Source organism: Motiliproteus sp. (assembly GCF_965230735.1).
GTDB lineage: Bacteria > Pseudomonadota > Gammaproteobacteria > Pseudomonadales > Balneatricaceae > Motiliproteus.
In genome coordinates this window covers 3,223,245-3,242,163 of sequence record NZ_OZ246016.1, presented here as the reverse complement: position 1 = coordinate 3,242,163, position 18,919 = coordinate 3,223,245, and the positions used below count along the sequence as shown (strand labels likewise).

The 18,919-nt window shown below is 57.6% G+C and carries 14 protein-coding genes; 7 read left to right on the top strand and 7 right to left on the bottom strand.

From position 1 onward, the window contains the following. Positions 1-64: 64 nt before the first annotated feature. From ACO05M_RS14920 to ACO05M_RS14905, 4 genes are all read right to left on the bottom strand, one after another. The gene (locus ACO05M_RS14920) at positions 65-676 is read right to left on the bottom strand and encodes a PEP-CTERM sorting domain-containing protein (RefSeq protein WP_421864549.1); all 612 of its coding nucleotides are present in this window, start codon (positions 674-676) and stop codon (positions 65-67) included. 25 nt (positions 677-701) lie between these two features. Continuing rightward, on the bottom strand, positions 702-1,235 hold the full coding sequence (locus ACO05M_RS14915) for a hypothetical protein (protein ID WP_421864546.1): 534 nt from the start codon (positions 1,233-1,235) through the stop codon (positions 702-704). Between the two features lie 184 nt (positions 1,236-1,419). After that, a complete protein-coding gene (locus tag ACO05M_RS14910) occupies positions 1,420-2,235 on the bottom strand; it encodes a pyrroline-5-carboxylate reductase family protein (protein ID WP_421864543.1) in 816 nt (271 codons plus the stop codon). Between the two features lie 18 nt (positions 2,236-2,253). After that, the gene (locus tag ACO05M_RS14905) at positions 2,254-2,889 is read right to left on the bottom strand and encodes a TetR/AcrR family transcriptional regulator (RefSeq protein WP_421864540.1); all 636 of its coding nucleotides are present in this window, start codon (positions 2,887-2,889) and stop codon (positions 2,254-2,256) included. Between the two features lie 127 nt (positions 2,890-3,016). On the opposite strand from ACO05M_RS14905, the gene ACO05M_RS14900 reads away from it, so the two are divergent. Beyond that, the gene (locus ACO05M_RS14900; RefSeq protein WP_421864537.1) at positions 3,017-5,053 is read left to right on the top strand and encodes an FAD-dependent oxidoreductase; all 2,037 of its coding nucleotides are present in this window, start codon (positions 3,017-3,019) and stop codon (positions 5,051-5,053) included. A 107-nt stretch (positions 5,054-5,160) separates the two neighbouring features. On the opposite strand, the gene ACO05M_RS14895 is transcribed toward ACO05M_RS14900, so the two are convergent. Further along, on the bottom strand, positions 5,161-8,253 hold the full coding sequence (locus ACO05M_RS14895) for an efflux RND transporter permease subunit (protein WP_421864533.1): 3,093 nt from the start codon (positions 8,251-8,253) through the stop codon (positions 5,161-5,163). 3 nt (positions 8,254-8,256) lie between these two features. After that, positions 8,257-9,363, bottom strand: a complete 1,107-nt coding sequence (locus tag ACO05M_RS14890) for an efflux RND transporter periplasmic adaptor subunit (protein ID WP_421864530.1) — start codon at positions 9,361-9,363, stop codon at positions 8,257-8,259. Positions 9,364-9,479: 116 nt separating this feature from the next. On the opposite strand from ACO05M_RS14890, the gene ACO05M_RS14885 reads away from it, so the two are divergent. Both ACO05M_RS14885 and ACO05M_RS14880 read left to right on the top strand, forming a co-directional pair. Continuing rightward, a complete protein-coding gene (locus ACO05M_RS14885) occupies positions 9,480-10,112 on the top strand; it encodes a TetR family transcriptional regulator (RefSeq protein ID WP_421864527.1) in 633 nt (210 codons plus the stop codon). A 146-nt stretch (positions 10,113-10,258) separates the two neighbouring features. Next, positions 10,259-11,041 carry a DUF6498-containing protein gene (locus tag ACO05M_RS14880; RefSeq protein ID WP_421864524.1) on the top strand — a complete coding sequence of 261 codons (783 nt, stop codon included), beginning with the start codon at positions 10,259-10,261 and terminating at the stop codon, positions 11,039-11,041. 72 nt (positions 11,042-11,113) lie between these two features. On the opposite strand, the gene putA is transcribed toward ACO05M_RS14880, so the two are convergent. Further along, entirely contained in the window at positions 11,114-14,752 is a 3,639-nt protein-coding gene (gene putA / locus ACO05M_RS14875; RefSeq protein WP_421864521.1) for a bifunctional proline dehydrogenase/L-glutamate gamma-semialdehyde dehydrogenase PutA, read from the bottom strand. A 242-nt stretch (positions 14,753-14,994) separates the two neighbouring features. Here putA and ACO05M_RS14870 point away from each other — a divergent pair, with 242 nt between their 5' ends. From ACO05M_RS14870 to ACO05M_RS14855, 4 genes are all read left to right on the top strand, one after another. Further along, positions 14,995-15,459, top strand: a complete 465-nt coding sequence (locus ACO05M_RS14870; protein WP_114694804.1) for an Lrp/AsnC ligand binding domain-containing protein — start codon at positions 14,995-14,997, stop codon at positions 15,457-15,459. 357 nt (positions 15,460-15,816) lie between these two features. Then, entirely contained in the window at positions 15,817-16,839 is a 1,023-nt protein-coding gene (dctP, locus tag ACO05M_RS14865) for a TRAP transporter substrate-binding protein DctP (RefSeq protein ID WP_421864518.1), read from the top strand. Continuing rightward, positions 16,839-17,384, top strand: coding sequence for a TRAP transporter small permease subunit (locus ACO05M_RS14860; protein WP_421864515.1), 546 nt, complete (start codon positions 16,839-16,841; stop codon positions 17,382-17,384). Before dctP ends, ACO05M_RS14860 begins: the two co-directional genes overlap by 1 nt. Positions 17,385-17,479: 95 nt before the next feature. After that, a complete protein-coding gene (locus ACO05M_RS14855) occupies positions 17,480-18,802 on the top strand; it encodes a TRAP transporter large permease (protein WP_421864512.1) in 1,323 nt (440 codons plus the stop codon). Positions 18,803-18,919: the final 117 nt, after the last annotated feature.

Sequence of the window (18,919 nt, the reverse complement as noted above, 5' to 3'; positions counted from 1 at the left end):
GCTCTTTCCCGGGAAAGAGCTATCAATAGGACGGTGTTCTAAGCCGGATCTGGCTGGAACCCGGTTAACTGAAGCGCCGACGTAACAGCAGCGTACCTAAAGCCAAACCGAACATCAGCAGCATCGGGGGTTCGGGAACACCCGGAGGCTCGTCTCTCAGGTCCCCGGCCAGCAGGAAGATGTCCGCGAATCCACCGGAACCGCAATTGTCGGTGGTACCCCCCGTGCTTTCATCGGACAGGTAGCCAAGACCCGGATTGAAACTGCCCTGCGGTGTACCGCCGAAGCAGCCCAGTAGCACACGGGCAGACAGGGTGTCGTAACCTGCCAGAAGGTAGTTTTCCAGCATCGCATTTAATTCCGGCAGGAAAGCAAATATCTCCGTATCCGAAGTCGATTGGGCATTATCAACGGCGGTTTCGTAACCGGCTGGGCACTGGCCGCCGGGAATCGGTAGGATTGCTATGGGTTCGGAGTTGTCTTCGTCTATACAGGTGACGCCGTTGACGGTCCCGAAGTCGGTCGATGCCGGCATGCTGTTAAAGGTTTTGCTGGTCGTAAACTGATCGTAGGTTGTGGTGGTTGAACCGGGGGGGTTGTTTTGAAGGATCTCGTAATTGATATCGCTCAGCCCGCCGTCGGTATCCCTTATAGTAATCAGTGACCAGAAATCCAACGACGTGGTGGTATTCTGGGGCTGGTTATAGTCGAAGCACGATCATCAGATCGTGGCGGCCATCGGAAAAAGTCAGCGCATCAATCAACCATTCAATCGAGACATCCCAGGTTCCGAGTGCATCCTGTGATTGGAGCAGGTTGTTGTTGTCGGGGTCCGATAAATTCCCGGCTGTGGTTCCCGTTGTGCCGGTCGCAAAAAACTCATCGTTTTGAACATCGTTACTGTCGAAACCGTCTTCAACCGCTCCGACGACGGGATCGATATCGCCATTATCCTGTGCGCCACCGCCGGCACCGATAACAATGTAGGAATCCAGCGCGCCCTGGGGTGTCGGCAGGACATAGCCGCCGTCGGCGACCTTGGTGTTTTGGTCCAGTCCCGCCAAGACATTCAATAGCGGGGCGGAGCAACTGACGGCATCACCGTAGGTGATACAGGCTTCGGAATTCAAGTCGATGCTTGCGCCGTACAGGCTAAGGGGCGTTGCTTCCGCGGAAAGTGTAACGAGTGTCAGGGGGAGCGCGAAAGCAACCTTCTTTGAAAGGAAAGTTCTCATAGTAGCTCCTCGTTGCCCTTTTTTAGCTGATCATGCATCAGCTATGCCGATCAGGATGATGATCTTCTAATGCAAGAGGTTGTTTTTTGATCAGTGCTTGAGCTGCCCTGAGAACGAGGCTTTTTGTAAAAATCTTTGACAGGGCGGGAATAACCGCTTGTTGAGCTGTCCTCCGACTCAGAACTTAGTTCGTCGGGCTCTCATCCCCTTGGCTTTCCAGCTCGGTGACTTTTTGATTGGCCGCCAGCAGGGCATGGTTGATGGACCGGTAAAAGCCGGACGTTTGTGCCGCCTTGAGCGCCGCCGTTATCACGCCGTCATAACTTAGATAGTCGTGGATAATGGTTTCCGAATCTCTATCGCTTCGCGATAGTACTTGAGCGGCATCGACCGCCGTTGCGGTGGCGGCTTTCAATGCGATCGCTTCGGGGATGCCGGCATTTATTGCGGCTTGTGACAGGGCGGAAATCAGCAGCGCCGTGTAGGCGGGTCCGGCACCCGACAACCCGGTCAGAACGTTCAGTTGTTGCTCATCGTCGAGCTGTTGAGTCTCACCGATCGCTTCAAGGATTGCTGTTGCGATCTGGCGGTCGGTTGCTGTTGTTTCCGGACTGGCGAACCAGGGAGTAAAGGAGCGGCCTATTTCAGCGGCGGAATTAGGCATGGCCCGAATAATTCGTGATGCAGCGGTCCGATCGGCAAGCTCTTTTATCGGGATGCCGGCCATCAGTGAGATCACCAGCTTGTCGCCACAGCAGAAATTCGCGTCACGAAACTGTTCCGGCCGCACGGATAAAATCAGGGTGTCGCTGAGCTCGATTAGTTCGGAAAAATTGGCGGCCCACTTGACCGCGGGATAGGCCGCGTAACCGGCGTTGGAGGCGCTACGGTTCAGGCAGCTCAGCTGCTCCGGACGGAGCCTGTTGCCGGAAAGCAGGGCCTGGCCAATCAGTGCGCCCATCCAGCCTGTTGCTCCCACCAGACCAACCCGTTTCAGCATGGCATCGGCTCCGTGGTTTTAAGATTCAGGAACGAAATGGTGGCGAGCATGGAAGCGTGCGATCTCATTGGGGGTGGGCTGCTGGCCGGTATAGGTGGCGACATAGTTGGGAATACGCGCCATCCGGGTGGCCAGATCCTCTTGGACTTGCATCGAGATATAGCCGATCTGGACCAGATAGATGGTTCGGGCGCGCACATCGGCATCGTGGCGGTCATAGCCGTGTTTTTCAAACATGGCGATGAGGGCTTGTAGTCGAACCTCATCCGCGATTCTGACTTCTTCCATTACGTCCGGATCCTGCAATGCCCAGCTTCGGATCGCAAAATCCAACTTGGAATCAAACTGGTTGGCATCAAGAAATGCGCTGATGACGTTGAGTACCGCTTCTGCAAGGGACTCGGCGTAGGCCTCGGTTGCCGCGGTTAAACCGCCGGTGTTTTTGCGGTTCCACTCTTCGATCAGCGCGGATAACAGCGCCTTCCTGTCCTTGAAATACCAGTAAAAGCTGGTCCGGGATAACTTCAACTGCTCCGCCAGCGGTTGGATCTTGACGGCGCCAACGCCGTTCTGAACCAGGGCCTCAAAGGCGGCCGAGAGCCAGAGCTCTCGCGAGCTGCGCGAATCCGGGGATTTGTCTGTTGTGCTATTCATGCCGGGCTTTATAGCCAGTCTTAACAAAGGCGTCAATGAGAATGACGTTTATGTATATATAATTGACACTAGTGTACATTGAAAGGTAGGGTCGCTGAAAAGATGGCAATAAGAACCGAGGTGGATCATGTCCAACGACCCATTACTCAGCCCGTTTCAGTTAAAGCACCTAACCCTGCGCAATCGGATCATGATCACGTCCCATGAGCCGGCCTATCCTGAAAACGGGATGCCGAAGGATAAGTACCGGGCCTATACCGTGGAGCGGGCCAAGGCCGGTGTCGCGTTGACGATGACGGCCGGGTCGGCGTCCGTGTCGCGTGATAGTCCGCCGGTATTCAACAATATCCTCGCCTGGCAGGATGAAGTCGTCGGCTGGATGAAACAGATTGCCGACGAGTGCCATGACTACGGTACGGCCGTCATGATCCAGCTGACCCACCTTGGGCGGCGTACCCGTTGGGACAAAGGGGATTGGTTACCTGCGGTCTCGGCAGGGTACGAGCGTGAGGCGGCACATCGGGCCTTTCCGAAGCAGGCCGAAGATTGGGATATCGAGCGGATCATCAACGATTACGCCGATGCGGCCGAGCGTATGAAAGCCGCCGGTCTGGACGGCATCGAGTTACAGGCCTATGGCCACCTGATGGATCAGTTCTGGTCGCCGTTAACCAATTCGCTCGAGGCGCCCTATGGCGGCGACCTGAACAATCGACTGCGTTTTACCTTCGATACCTTAGCTGCGATCAGAAAACGGGTCGGCGATGATTTTATTGTCGGAGTCCGCTATACCGCCGACGAAGCGCTTCCCGGAGGCTTGAACGAAGAGGACGGGATTGAAATTTCACGGCTGCTCGAACAGTCGGGAATGGTTGATTTTCTCAATGTGGTTCGCGGCCATATCGATACCGATCCGGGCTTAACCGACGTGATCCCGGTGCAGGGGATGCGCAATGCGCCTCACCTGGACTTTGCCGCACGGGTCAAACAGGCGACCAATTTGCCCGTCTTCCATGCCGCAAAAATCCCCGATGTGGCCACGGCGCGCTATGCGATCGACAGCGGCAAACTGGATATGGTGGGCATGACCCGTGCCCATATGGCCGATCCACACATCATCCGGAAAATCACCTCGGGCCAGGAGCATCGCATTCGTCCCTGTGTCGGTGCCAATTACTGTCTCGATCGGATCTATCAGGGCGGTGAGGCCTACTGTATTCACAACCCGGCCACCGGGCGTGAACTCACCATCCCCCACGACATTCCCAAATCCGACCAGCCCAAAAAGGTTGTCGTCATCGGGGCCGGCCCGGCCGGGCTTGAAGCCGCCAGGGTTGCCGCGGCACGGGGGCATCAGGTCACCGTCTTTGAAGCCGCGGATAAAACCGGTGGTCAGGTACTGCTGACCTCCCAGTCCGAACGGCGCCGGGAGATGATTTCCATCACTGACTGGCGCTATGACGAATGTGTCGAGATGGGGGTGAAATTTCATTTCAACAACTTTGCCGATGGCGATGGGGTGCGTGAGCAAAATCCGGACGTGGTGATCGTGGCGACCGGTGGGCTACCCCATACCGAGGTGTTGGAGCAGGGCAATGAGCTGGTGGTGTCCGCCTGGGACATTATCGCCGGTGATATTAAGCCGGGTAACAATGTGCTGGTTTTCGATGATGCCGGTGACCATGCCGGGCTTCAGGCGGCAGAAATTATCGCCTCCAGCGGAGCCAAGGTGGAGGTGATGACCCCGGATCGTTCCTTCGCCCCCGAAGTGATGGCGATGAATCTGGTTCCCTATATGCGATCCCTGCAGGTACTTGATACCACCTTTACCGTGGCCTGGCGGTTGAAAAGCATCGCCCGTGACGGGACTGGTCTCAAAGCTGTCGTCGGCAGTGACTATGGCGAATTCCTCCGTGAGCGATCTGTGGATCAGGTGGTGGTGAATCACGGCACCCGCCCCCTGGATGATGTCTATACGGAGTTGAAACCGTGGTCGGTCAACCGGGGCGAGGTGAACTATGAAGACCTTGTGGCAGGGCGTCCACAAAGGATTCGTTCGAACGAGAATGGCGAATTCCAGTTATTCCGTATCGGAGACGCGGTCTCTTCCAGAAATACTCATGCCGCGATCTACGATGCGCTGAGGCTGGTCAAAGATATCTGATGCCGGCGTTCGGGCTGGGATAGCAGGGAAGGAGGAGTCTCGGAAGCGGACCCCTTCACAGGATTCCAGCGCCCCCGCATGTCGAGCCGGGGCGCCTTGTTGTCGAATCAGCAACCCGGCGCTTCGGGCTCAGTCGCCTGTTGTTGAGCCGCGCGATAACGTACCCCATAAAATAGTGCGAACAGCACCGGTACCACGATCAGGGTCAGCAGGGTTGCAAACCCGAGCCCGAACATGATGGTGACGGCCATCGGCTGGAAGAACACGTCGCTAAGCAGCGGCAGCATCCCCAGCACGGTAGTGATAGCCGCCATGGTGACCGGACGTAGACGACTGATGGCCGCCTGAGTGATCGAGTCAAGCCAGGGCTGGCCTTCGTCCTCCCGCAGGCGTTTTATCTCCTCCACCAGCACGATACCGTTTTTGAGTTGCATCCCGACCAGGCTCAACACCGCCAGCAGCGCCATAAAGCTGAAGGGCGCATCCATCACCAGTAGGCCGATGGTGACGCCGATCACCGACAGCGGCACGGTGATCCAGACCACCAGCGCCTGTTTAGCAGAGCCGAACAACACCACGGTCAGCACGATCATCACCAGTACGCCCAGCGGCACAAAGGCGAACACGGCCTTGTTGGCGTCGCGCTGGGTTTCGTACTCGCCGCCCCACTGAAGCTCATAGCCGGGTGGTAGCTCGATCGCTTCGATCTTGCCGCGGATCTTGTTGTGCAGGGTGGTGGCGGTCATGCCGTCGATCGGATCGGCCTGAACCGACAGGGTACGCTTGCGATCGCGGCGCTTGATCAGTGGGTCCTCCCAGGCCAGATCGACCCGCTCCATCACCTGGCCGATATTGACGTAGGCACCCTTGGCCGGGCTGTAGACCTGAATATCCTCCAACGAGCCGATCGAGGCGCGCTCGATCGCCGGTGGTCGGATCACGATCGGCAGCAGCTTGGTGCCGTGACGGTAGAGTCCGACGGTTTCGCCTTCGACGTGGGTGGCGACGGCGGTATCCAAGTCGGTCTTGCTGATCCCCAGGCGGCGCCCCTCGGCTTCGTTGTAGACCGGTTGCAGCACCTTGGTGCGCTCACGCCAATCCTGGCGAACGTTGATGGTGTCCGGATCGGCTTCGAACACCGCGATCACCTGCTCGCTGTAGTGGCGCAGCACCTGGGGATCGGGACCGATCAGCCGAGCTTCAATCTTGGCCTTGGTGCTCGGACCGATGCTGAAACGCTGGAACTTGGTGAAGGCCTGCGGATAACGCTGGTTCAGCAGCTGGCGTAGTTCATCGATGGTCGGTTGGACCTGATCGAAGTTTTCCACCCGGATGATCAGCTGCGCGTAGCTGGGATAGCTGAACTCCTGGCTGTAGGTCAGCATAAAACGCTCGGCGCCTCGACCGATGGTGGCGGTGACCTGTTGGATCTGTTCGAACTGCTTCAGGTCCTGCTCCAGCGTCTGGATATCGGCATTGACGGCGCGGATATCGCTTCCTTCCGGCAACCAGTACTCGACCATAAACATCGGCAGCGAACTGGCCGGGAAGAATGCCTGTTTGACCTGGGTGAAACCGGCCAGCGCGGCAATCAGGGCTGCCAGCATCGCGGTCATCGTCAGCCAGCGAAAGCGCAGACACAGCTGCAGCAGGACGCGGTAGCCCTGGTAGGCAAAGCCCCGATAGGGATCGCCAGTTTCTGCGTCCGATTCGGTTTTTTGCTCCTTGAACATCAGGAAGCAGAAAAACGGGGTCAGGGTGATGGCGAAAATCCAGCTCAGCAGCAGCGAGATCAATAGCACCCAGAACAGGCTGCCGGTGAACTCACCACTGGCATCGGGGGACAGGCCGATGGGGGCGAAGGCGGTGATGGAGATGATGGTGGCGCCCATCAGCGGCCATTTGGTATGCCCGACCACCGACTTGGCCGCCTGCAGGCGGGTTTGACCGCGCTGCAGCCCGATCATGATCCCTTCGGTCACCACGATGGCGTTATCCACCAGCATACCCAAGGCGATGATCAGGGCGCCGAGGGAGATCCGGTGCAGTTCGATGGCGTAGATATCCATGACGATGAAGGTGCCGAGAATCGTCAGCATCAATACCGAGCTCATCAGGATGCCCGGTTTCAGCCCCATCGTGAACAACAGCACCAGGATCACGATCAACACCGCCTGGCCTAGGCTGACCAGGAAGTTATCCACCGATTCGGCCACCTGGCCCGGCTGGTCGTAGACGGTGCCCAGCAGCATGCCTACCGGGCGCTGGCCTTCCAATTCGGCCAGGCGAGCATTGATCGCCTCACCCACTTCGACCACGTTGACCCCGCTGGCGAAGGAGATGCCCAGGGTCAGGGCGGACTGGCCATTGGAGCGGTACAGGTGGGCGGGAGGGTCGGCGTAGCCTTTGCTGATGGTGGCGACATCCTGCAGGTAGATCAGCTGGCCATCGACATTGCCGATCAGCATGTTGGCCAGCCCGGAGAGTCCATCGCCATCTTCGGTCTTGCTGCTGATACGCAGGTACTCGCTGCCGACCCGGATTTTACCGGCATCGCCCACCAGATTCTGGGTTCTGAGCAGAGCCTGAATGTCGCTCATCGCGAAACCGGTGGCAGTCAATTTAGCCCGGTCGGCCTCTATAAAAATCTGCTCCTGGCGACGGCCGCCGACATTCACCTTGCCCACACCGGGCACCAGCACCAGCTCGCGGCGCAGGTAGTCGGTGTAATCGGCCAGTTCCTCGTAGCTGTAATCCTGGCCGGTAATGGTCAGGAACATGCCGTAAACATCGCCGAAATCATCGACAATCCGCGGCTCAGAAACGCCGGGAGGGAGGCGACCCTGCATATCACGGATCTTACGCCGCATCTCGTCCCAGATCTGAGCCAGGTCGTCTTTGCGATAGATGCTCTTCATCTCGACCATGATCTGCGCCAGGCCATTGCTGGAGGTCGAGGTGATGTTGTCGAGATAGGAGAGCTGCTGCAGCGCGTTTTCCACCGGCAGGGTGACCTCCTCTTCGACCTCCAGCGCCGAGGCGCCCGGATAGTCGAGCAGGATAATCGCCTGCTTGATGGTGAAGTTGGGGTCTTCCAGACGGCCCAGATCGTTGAAGGCCAGAAAGCCTCCGCCGATCAACAGCAGTACCACCATCCAGCTGATGGTGCGGTTGCGGATGCTGTATTCGGTCAAGTCCATCGCTTACAGCCCCCGCTCCTTGACCATCGGCTTAACCAGCATGCCGTCACGGACATAGCTGACCCCGGCGGCGATAATCCGGCTGTCGCTGTCGAGCCCGGCGTGGATCTCGAGCTGGTCATCGATCAGGCGACCGACCTTAACCTCGGACAGGCGGGCGCGGGATTGCCCGTCAACCTGCCAGATCCAGCGTTTGTCCTGATTCTCGAATACCGCCTCCAGCGGTACCAACAGGCTGTTGTCGGGCTGTTCGGCGACAAAGGCCGACAGATCGACGCTGATCGATGCGCTCATGCCGGGCAGGGCGGGGAAATCGGTCTGCTCGACCAGGGTGAACACCGAGCCGAAGCTGCGGGTCAGCGGGTCGGGGGTCGCATCATGCTCTTTGTAGCAGGCCTTAAAGGCTTTACCCGGTTGGCTGTAGAAGCGGGCCTCGCCGCAAAGCGTCTGCATCGCCTGCTGCGGGTTGTCGGTCCGTTTCAGGTTGGTGATTAGCGATTCGGGTACGCTGAAGTGAATGTCGATACGGCTGTCGTCCTGTAGTTCTAGCACCGGCGACTTGGCTTGGATCGATTGGTAATTCTCAACCTCCAGTTTGGCTACGACACCGTCAAAGGGGGCAACCAGGCGGGTGTAATCAAGATTGTCGCGAGCCTGGCTCAGGGCGGCGCGCGCCGATTTCATTTCGGCCGAGGCCTGATCGTGTTGCAGTTTGCTGGCCAGGTTTTTGCTGCGCAGCTTGGAGATCTGATCGAATTGGATCTGGGCCAGCTCGAAGCGAGCCTGACGTTCGGTGAAGCTGTTGCGGTAATCCGCTTCGTCCAATTGGGCCAGCAATTCACCTTTCTTGACCCGCTGGCCCGGCTGTACCGGCAACTCGATCAATTGTCCGCCGACCCGAAAGGAGAGATCGACATGTTCGGAGGCTCCCAGGGTGCCGGGGTAGGTGCGTACCAGGCTAGTGCGGTTCTGACTGACCTTCACGATCTTGGCGGGACGCGCGATCTCCGCTGGGGCGTCGATCGACTCGGGTTGTTCGGAGCGGCAGCCGGTCAGGCTGAAAACGGAGGTCAAAAGGGCTACGGTGCTGAAGGCTGTCAGACGCTGCATGGGGGGCTTCCATCGATAGCAACAGTGAAGAGCAGAAATTATACATACATGAATGTATGTATAATAGGGCGTCCCTCCCTTTTCGATTGAGCGTAAATCATTAGAATCCCGTAACCATGGCCAGAAAAACCAAACAGGAAGCCGAACAGACCTACCACGCGTTGTTGGACGCGGCGGGGAAGCTGTTTATTCGTCAGGGGGTGGCGACCACGACCCTGAATCAGATCGCCTCCGAAGCCAACATGACCCGGGGAGCGATCTACTGGCACTTCAAGAACAAGGACGCGGTGGTGCAGGCGTTGTGGGAGCGCAACGCAGAAACCCTGCACCGTGGCTTTGCCGAACTGCTGCAGAAGCTGGACACCGAGCAACCGGGTGAGGCGTTCCGACAGGCATTGAAACAGATTATTCATGCGCTGGTCAGCGAGCCGGAGCTGGGTCAGGTGATGAAGATTGTCATGCACAATATCGAATTCACCGAGCAACAGACCGAGCTGCACCGCTACCTGGGTGGTAAAAAGGAAGAGATCTGGAGCGCGATGGAGCAAGCCTTCGAGGTGCTGAGCGAGCGCGGCTGCCTGAAAGTGGAGCTACCGCCGCCGTTGTTGGCCCAAAGCCTGATGAGTTACACCCATGGGCTGCTGCACAGCCATCTGACGCCGGATCAGGATCGCGCGTTCCGTCTCGACCTGGCCCAGGAAGGGGACCGGCTGTTGGACCTGTATCTGGATGCGGTACTCAAATCCTGAGATTTTGCATAAACCTGTGCTTGGTATCTGATATCAGGCAGAGAGCGTTTGGGGCTCCACCGGCTCCGATGTAGGCTGCTGGATGTAGGGTACTGGTAATTCAGAGAGATTGATGGATAAATCGGCGATTATTAAGGATGGATCGAATGACGACGGCGGCCACAGGCGCTTTTCTTAAACGAACCAGTCCCGACTTCGTGGCGTTTCTGGCGGGGCTGGGGATCGCCTATGGGATGCAATGGCAGACAACCGATCTGGTCTGGAGCCTGTGGCTTTGCAGCCTGGTGTTGGGCTATCTGACGCTGCTGTCCGCCATCCTGGGCGGTGCGCTGGTCGGCATTCGGGGGGCGAGCCAGCCGGGGGTGAATCGAGCGGTCTTGTTGCCACTGCTATTGGCGATCGGCGGTGGTGGCCTGTTCTTTCTGGCCTTCTTCTCGTTCCATTTCGGGGCCTTCCACGCCGGACACTCGGTGTTTTTGAGCAGTTTCTTTCCGATCGACGGCATGCCGGCTGATGGCTTTGGCGACGCCTTTATGAATCCCTTGCTGCTGTGGGCGTTAACCTTCGAGCACCTGATGGTGCCGTACGGCATCTTCCTGCTTCCTGCCGTGCTGGCCGAGCGTCGTTATCTATTGAAGCCGATCCTCAAGGCGATACGTCCAGAGCAAGAGGTTGAGGATCGAGAGCTTGCGGATCGAGAGCTTCCCGAGACGGTTCAGAAACCGACTAAAAAGCGAAAATCGCAGATGGGTGACGCGATGTCGCGTCCCTATATGAATGTGGTGCGAATGCACCTGCTGATCTTTTTCTTCGCCTTCTGTCACTTCCTGGCGCTGGAATCCTTTATCGTTTACGCGGTGGTTTACAGTGTTTACTTCTTTCCCTGGCGAGAGTTGAAACGATTGAAGGACGGAGCATCAACCGCATAATCGCTCGATGCGTCCATGATGCGACAGTGTAGGATCAGGCCGGCCCTTTGGGACCGGCCTGGATGATCGAGCTTACTCGGAGGCGGCGATCAGGCTGGCATTACCACCGGCGGCGGTGGTGTCGATGCACAGGTGGCGCTCCAGCACCAGACGTTCCGGCGCGTTGCGCTCGGTGATCAGTGCCAGTAGCTCACCGTCACGCTGGGCCAGTACCTGACGATAGGCTTTGAGCTGCTGATCCTCGGCGTAGCTGCAGATCGCAGCGATCCCCTGGATCGAGCCCAGCGCCTCGGCTTGGAGCTGACCGTCGATCGCCACCAGTGGTAGACCCAGCTCGGCAGCTTGGCCGGTCAGCGCCTCGGTATTTGGCGTGACCACCACCGCAGCATTGCCTTGGGCCAGGGCCAGGATCGCTTGATCGCGGGCAGAATCGCTATCCGGTCCAAGGCACAGCAGGGTGCCGCGGGCGCTGCTGGACAGGCGGTTCAGTTCACCGGTCGGTCCGGGCATCAGCTCGGCATCGAAGGCATCGGTATTCAACTCGTCGACCCGGTCACCGAACAGCGCCTTGAGTTTGGCTTGCTTGTCGGCCTGTTGGCTCCACTCAACCTGACGCTGACCGATCTGGGCCAGGGCTTGCTCGAGCGCGTTGCTGTCGATCGCTTTAGCTTCGCCAGCCACGTTGATCGGATCACGCTGCTCGAGGCGGAAGCGAGCCACGTAGTGGGGGCCGCCGGCCTTGGGACCGGTACCGGACAGGCCTTCGCCACCGAACGGCTGGCTGCCGACCACAGCGCCGATCTGGTTGCGGTTGACGTACAGGTTGCCGACCTTGATTCGGCTGATGATGTGATCGACCCGGTTGTCGACCCGGGTGTGCAGGCCGAAGGTCAGGCCGTAGCCGCGGGCGTTGATCTTGTCGATCACCTGATCCAGCTCGTTGGCCTTGTAGGTGGCCACATGCAGGATCGGGCCGAAGATCTCCTGCTCCAGCTGATCGATGCTGTCGAGACGGATCACCGCCGGGGCGACAAAGGTACCCTGAGCTGGAATCGGCAGCTGCTTGATCAGGCGGCCCTGGGCGGCAAAGGCGGCGCAGTGGTTGTCGATCTTGTCCTTGGAGGCCTGGTCGATAACCGGGCCGATATCGGTGGACAGCAGCCAGGGGTTGTCGAGCTTGAGCTCGTCCATGGCGCCGAACAGCATCTCCAGCAACGAGTCGGCGATATCTTCCTGGATGTAGAGCATCCGAAGTGCCGAGCAACGCTGGCCGGCGCTCTGGAACGCCGACGCCAGGACGTCGCGCACTACCTGCTCCGGCAGGGCGGTGGAGTCGACGATCATCGCGTTGAGGCCACCGGTTTCGGCGATCAGCGGCGCCGATGGTGACAGCTTGTCGGCCATGCTGCGGTTGATCAGCTGGGCGGTGGCGGTGGAGCCGGTAAAGCAGACGCCGTCGACCCGTGGGTCGGAGGTCATCGCGCCACCGACTTCGGCGCCGTCACCCGGCAATAGCTGTAGCGCGTCGCGGGGGATACCGGCCTGGTGCATCAGTTCTACGGCACGGGCCGCGATCAGCACGGTTTGCGGGGCCGGTTTGGCGACCACGCTGTTGCCGGCGGCCAAGGCGGCCAGGATCTGGCCGGAGAAGATCGCCAGCGGGAAGTTCCACGGCGAGATGCAGCAGATCACGCCACGGGCCTGACCCTGGGCGTTGCGTACCCCCTCGTCGGCGTAGAAACGGGCAAAATCCACCGCTTCACGGATCTCCGCGACGCTGTCGAGCATGCTTTTACCGGCCTCACGACAGGTCAGGGCAAACAGCTCCGGCGCGTGTTGCTCGTACAGGTCAGCCACTTTCTTCAGACAAGCCGCCCGTTGCTCGGCCGGCACCTGTTGCCATTGGGCGGCACCCTCGACGGCATCGCGAAGGGCATTGTCGATGTCGGTGCGGGATGACTGTGTCACCTGACCCACATGGTCTTCCGGGTTGGCCGGGTTGCGGACGATCTCGGTCTGGGCTCCGTCGGCACCAGTGGCGGTGATCGGTCCGGCACTCCAGCGATGCTGGCGGAATTCGTTGCGCTGACGATCCAGCTCATCCATTGCCATCGGGTCGGTGATATCCCAACCGCGGGCGTTGATCCGACCCTTGCCGAAGATATCGGCCGGACGGGCGATCGCCTGGGAGCTGAGATTGTCGCCCAGTGCCAGAACGGCGTCGAACGGGTCGCTGGCGATCTGCTCCGGGCTGATCCGGGTATCGACAATCTGGTTTACGAACGAGCTGTTGGCGCCGTTCTCCAGCAGGCGGCGGACCAGATAGGCCAGCAGGTCACTGTGGGCGCCGACCGGGGCGTAGATCCGGCAGCGGGTGCCTTGCTGCTTCAGCACGGTGTCGTGCAGCGATTCACCCATCCCGTGCAGGCGCTGGAACTCAAAACAGGCCTTGTCATCGGCCAGGGACAGGATCGCCGAAACCGAGTGGGCATTGTGGGTGGCGAACTGCGGGTAGATCCGGTCGGTCATCTGCAGCAGTTGCTTGGCGCAGGCGATATAGGAAAGGTCCGAGTTGTGCTTGCGGGTGAAGACCGGGAAACCGTCCAGGCCTAGAGTTTGGGCACGTTTGATCTCGGCATCCCAGTAGGCGCCTTTCACCAGACGGATCATGATCTTGCGATCCAGGCGCTGAGCCAGGGCATAGAGCCAGTCGAGTACGAACGGGGCGCGCTGGCCGAAGGCCTGCACCACCACGCCGAAGCCATCCCAGCCTTCCAGCTCGGGATCGCTCAATACCGCCTCGATGATATCCAGCGACAGGTCCAGGCGGTCGGCCTCTTCGGCATCGATATTGAAGCCCATGTTGGCGGCGCGGGCCTGGCGGGCCAGTTGCTTGGTTCGCTCAACCAGTACTTCCAACACTTGTTCACGCTGGCCGTATTCATAGCGAGGGTGCAGTGCCGACAGCTTGACCGAGATACCCGGGTTGGTGCGGATATCGTCGGACTGGCAGCTGGTAGCCAGCTCGGCAATCGCATCGCTGTAAGCTTGGTGGTAACGCAATGCATCGGCATCGGTGCGAGCCGCTTCGCCCAGCATATCGTAGGAGTAGCTGTAACCCTGCTTTTCATACTTACGGGCACGGCTGGTTGCTTCGCTGATGGTGCGGCCCAGCACGAACTGGCGCCCCAGCTCTTTCATCGCTTGGGCTACGGCGGTTCGAACCACCGGCTCACCCAGGCGCTTGAGCAGTGAGCGAAGAGTTTGGGTCAGGCCCTGGCTGTCGATCGGGCCGATCAGCTTGCCGGTAATCAGCAGTGCCCAGGTGGAGGAGTTGATCAACGAGGAGTTGGACTGCCCACGGTGCTCGCTCCAGTTACCGGAGCAGATTTTGTCTTCGATCAGCGCATCGATGGTGTAGCTGTCAGGTACCCGCAGCAGCGCCTCGGCCAGACACATCAGTGCCACACCCTCTTCGGTATTGAGGCCGTATTCGCCGAGAAACTTCTCCATCATGGTGGGGCTGGAGTTGCTGCGAACCTGACGAACCAGCGCGGCGGCGTTTTCAGAAATCTGCTGGCGGATCTGCTCCGACAGGGCGGCTCTGGCGATCAGCTGCTTAATGCATTGGGCTTCATCGGCTAAGTAATGTTGCCGGATCTGGCTGCGCAGGGAGTCGGTTTGGGGGGCGTTTTCGATAGCCGATGACATGCTTAAATCCTCAATGTTTTGTTGTGGGGAAATTATAGGGTTGAGGCTTTTTGCTTTTTTCCTAAATTTTAGATGATCTGTAGTCTGTTGGATTTTTATTTGCAAAAAAAAAGGATCTTTGGGATAAAGTGGTCTTATCAATAGGCATAAAGACTTTTGCGATGCAGTAATGGCTTTGTGGCTGATAGTTGCTATCTTGTTGAATAAAAAAGAAAAGAAGTACTTATAAAGGAAACAGTCCTATGCCAGAGGTCCTCGACAAGCTCGACCTTGCGATACTGGCCGAGTTGCAAAAGAATGGTCGAATTACGGTAACGGAACTGGCCTCCCGGGTCGGTCTTTCGAAGACCCCCTGTCAGGTGCGGATGAAGCGCCTTGAACAGCAAGGATATATTTTAGGCTACGTCGCGCTGGTCGATCAGACCAAGCTGGGACAGAGCCATATTGCCTTTGTCCAGGTCACGCTCAGCGATACCAGCTCAAAGGCATTGGAAGCGTTCAACCTGGCGGTTCGACAGTTACCTGCCGTGGAGCAGTGCCATATGACCGCAGGTGGGTTTGACTACCTGCTGAAGGTGCGTACCAGTGATATGGCCTCCTACCGACAGGTATTGGGTGAACAGTTGTCATCGCTGCCCCATGTTCAGCAGACCAGTACCTTTGTGGTGATGGAGAACGTGAAAGAGCTGGATAGCACGTTGGGATGAGAAATTATCAAGCAAGACTAAAGTTTTAGAAAAAAAATCAGCATGGTCGTTATAACGAGTGTTTGAACGCTTGTTTGGGAAGTTTTCCTAAAATTTTGAAATAGGCAAACGAATTTCCTTTTTTTGGACCACTGCTGGACCAATCGGCTCTTTTATATAAAGAGACTTTGTGTTTCATATTAAATATATATGGATTTTTGAGAAACAAGAGTATCGATAAATAATTTACCAGTTTACTTACCCGGTGCGATGCGGGTAGTTTTAACAGCGTTGTTCAAAAGACTCAGCGTTGAGAGGTACGCGAAGTACCCGTCTGAAGTGTGCTCAACCCAAAAAAATAACCTATAGGGGATAACTATGGATCGTCGTAAGTTTCTGAAAGGCGCAGCTGCTACTGGTGTTGCTGCCGGCACTGCAACCATGATGTCCACCAGCGCCAACGCCGCCAAGACCGTTCGTCTTCGTATGCAGCGCTTTTACGGCACCGAAAACGAAGCGAACATGAAGCGCTTCGCCAAGCTGGTTAAAGAAGCCAGTGGCGGTAGCCTGCGTATCACCAACTTCAGCGGTGGTGAGCTGGTACCGAACGATCAGATGGCTGATGCGGTAGGTAAGGGCACTCTGGATATGGCGCTGGGCTATGGCGGTTACTGGCCGGGCCAGATCGACATCGCCACCATCGAATCCGGTCTGCCGGGCATGTGGCCGAACCGTGACGAAGCCGATTACCTGTTCCACGGCATGGGTCTGCACGACCTGGTAGCCGAAGCCTATGCCGAGAAAGGCATCCGTCACATGGGCATCAGCTACGGCGGCGGTTATGACCTGCTGACCAAAGAGCCGATCAAGAGCCTGGACGATCTGAAGAAGATGAAGATCCGTGCCACGCCGGCTGTTGCCAAGACTTTCAAAGAGCTGGGTATTCCCACCGTTAACCTGCCGGCTCAGGAGCTGTATGTTGCACTGTCCACTGGTGTTATCGACGGCTGTATCTACGGCGGCACCATGGAATACCGTGATCTGAAGCTGGTTGAAGTGGCTAAGCACTACACCTCGCTGAACATGATCACTCCGGGATGGACCGACTGCATCCTGATGAACGAGAAGAAGTGGGCCAAACTGTCCGAGGAGCACAAAGCGATTCTGACCATGGCTGTCACTCAGCTGGCTGCTGACCAGTACAACTGGTTCAACAACGGTAACCGTGAAGCCGCTTCTGAAGAAGGCTTGTTCGTCTTCAATACCCTGTCCGCTGAAGACTCCAAGCGCATTACCGCCGCTGCTCAGGATGTCTGGAAGGCTGAGGCTGATCGCTCTCCGCGTAACGCCAAGGCGATCGAGCTGGCTGTGAAGATGGCTAAGGCGACCGGTCGTCTGTAATGAGCCTGATCACCAAGTATCTGGTGCTTCAGGATGGACTTTCCGACTGGGTCGGAAAGTCCATTTCCTGGCTGATCCCGTTGATGATCGGGATTCTGCTGTGGGAAATTGCCAATCGCTACATCATTGGTGTGCCCACCGAGTGGGTGCATCAACTCTCGGCGATGATCTACGGTACCGTGTGTTTTGGGGCGGGGGCTTATACCCTGCGTCACAAGGGACATGTTCGAAGCGAAGTGATCTATCAGATGTTCAGCAAGCGCGGTCGTGCGTTTCTGGATCTGATCACCCATTCGCTAGGACTATTCGTAATGTGTATCTTCTTCAAACTGGCTTGGGAGTTCGCTGCCGAGTCTTGGGCGATGGAGGAGATTTCCAACAAGGGTACCTGGCAACCCATTATCTATCCGTTCAAAACGGTGATGCCGATCGCGGTAGGGCTGGTTATTTTGCAAAGCTTGGCCGAGCTGATTCGCGATTTCTGTACCGCCTTTAATATTGAGATAGATGATCCCCGCGCGCAGGAGCACGAGCCCCTGACTTGATCCGTTGACCCACCTTTTGGTGGGTCAGCTGTATCTGACGCTAGCGATATCGTCGGATGTGGATCTGTGAGAGTTACTTTTCCGGACTGTTTTATATGGCTGATTTAGATCCGCTAGTCGTAACCGGCATTATGTTCAGCTCGATGCTGGTGCTGTTGATGATGGGGGCGCCGCTAGCATGGGCGCTGCTGATCTCCGGCGTCGGCTCGGCCTATTTCCTCTGGGGCGTTGAAGGCCTCGGCTTGTTGGTCACCTCCACTTACGGAGTGATGGACAACTTCCTGCTGGTGGCATTGCCACTGTTTATTTTCATGGGCTTGATGCTACAGCGCTCCGGCATCACCGATGACCTGTTTGAGATGATGCACAAGCTGATGGGTGGCCTGCCCGGCGGCTTGGGTATCGGAACCGTTATTATCTGTGCGCTGATCGCGGCGATGGCCGGGGTTTCCGGTGCGGCCACGGTGTCCTTGGGTATCATTGCACTGCCGTCGATGCTGAAGCGTGGCTATGACAAGAAGTTGGTAACCGGCACCATCATGGCCGGTGGTGCCTTGGGCTTTTTGATTCCGCCCAGCGTACTGATGATCGTCTACGCCTTCCTGGCTCGGGAATCGGTCGGCAAGCTGTTTGCTGCCGGTTTGGTTCCGGGCTTGATGCTCGCCGTTATCTACATGCTGTACGTGCTGATCCGCTGCCGGATTAATCCTGATATGGGGCCGCCGGCACCGGAAGAAGAGCGCTGTAATGGCGTTGAGAAAATCAAAGCACTGAAAGCGCTGATTATGCCGGGCCTGATTATCGGCAGTGTGCTTGGCTGTATCATCTTCGGTATCACCACGCCATCAGAAGCGTCGGCCATCGGTGCCTTTGGCGCTATCGTTGCGGCAGCGATGCACCGTCGATTGACGATGGAGATGATGAAGGATGTGCTGTTCTCGACCACCAAGCTGATGGGTATGATCATGTGGATCACCATGGTGGCGGTGTTCTTCAGTAAGATCTATATCGGACTGGGTGCCGGTTATATCGTCGAAGAGCTGTTGGAAGATGCCGAGCTGGCGCCGATGCTGGTTATCGTGGCGATGCTGGCCTGCTACTTCGTTATGGGGATGTTCCTGGATGACTTTGCCATCGTGTTTATTACGGTGCCGCTGTTCGTCCCGATCGTTCAGAGCCTGGGCTTCGACCCGATCTGGTTCGCAGTGCTGTTTATCCTCAGCATGCAGGCGGCCTATCTGACGCCACCGTTCGGCTACAACCTATTCTATATGCGATCGGTGGCACCACCATCGATCACCATTATGGATCTGTACAAGTCGGCTATACCGTTTGTGATCATGCAGACTATCGGCCTGGCATTGGTGGTGATCTTCCCGCAGATCGCGCTCTGGCTGCCGAACCTGATCTTCGGTTAGGAACAGAGGCTTCCAACAGAAACGGCCACCTTAGGGTGGCCGTTTTTTTTGGGTTGGGTGTACCCACTGGGTTTTTCTGGAGACGGGCGTGCATTTTTCCAACTCAAGAAGAAGCTG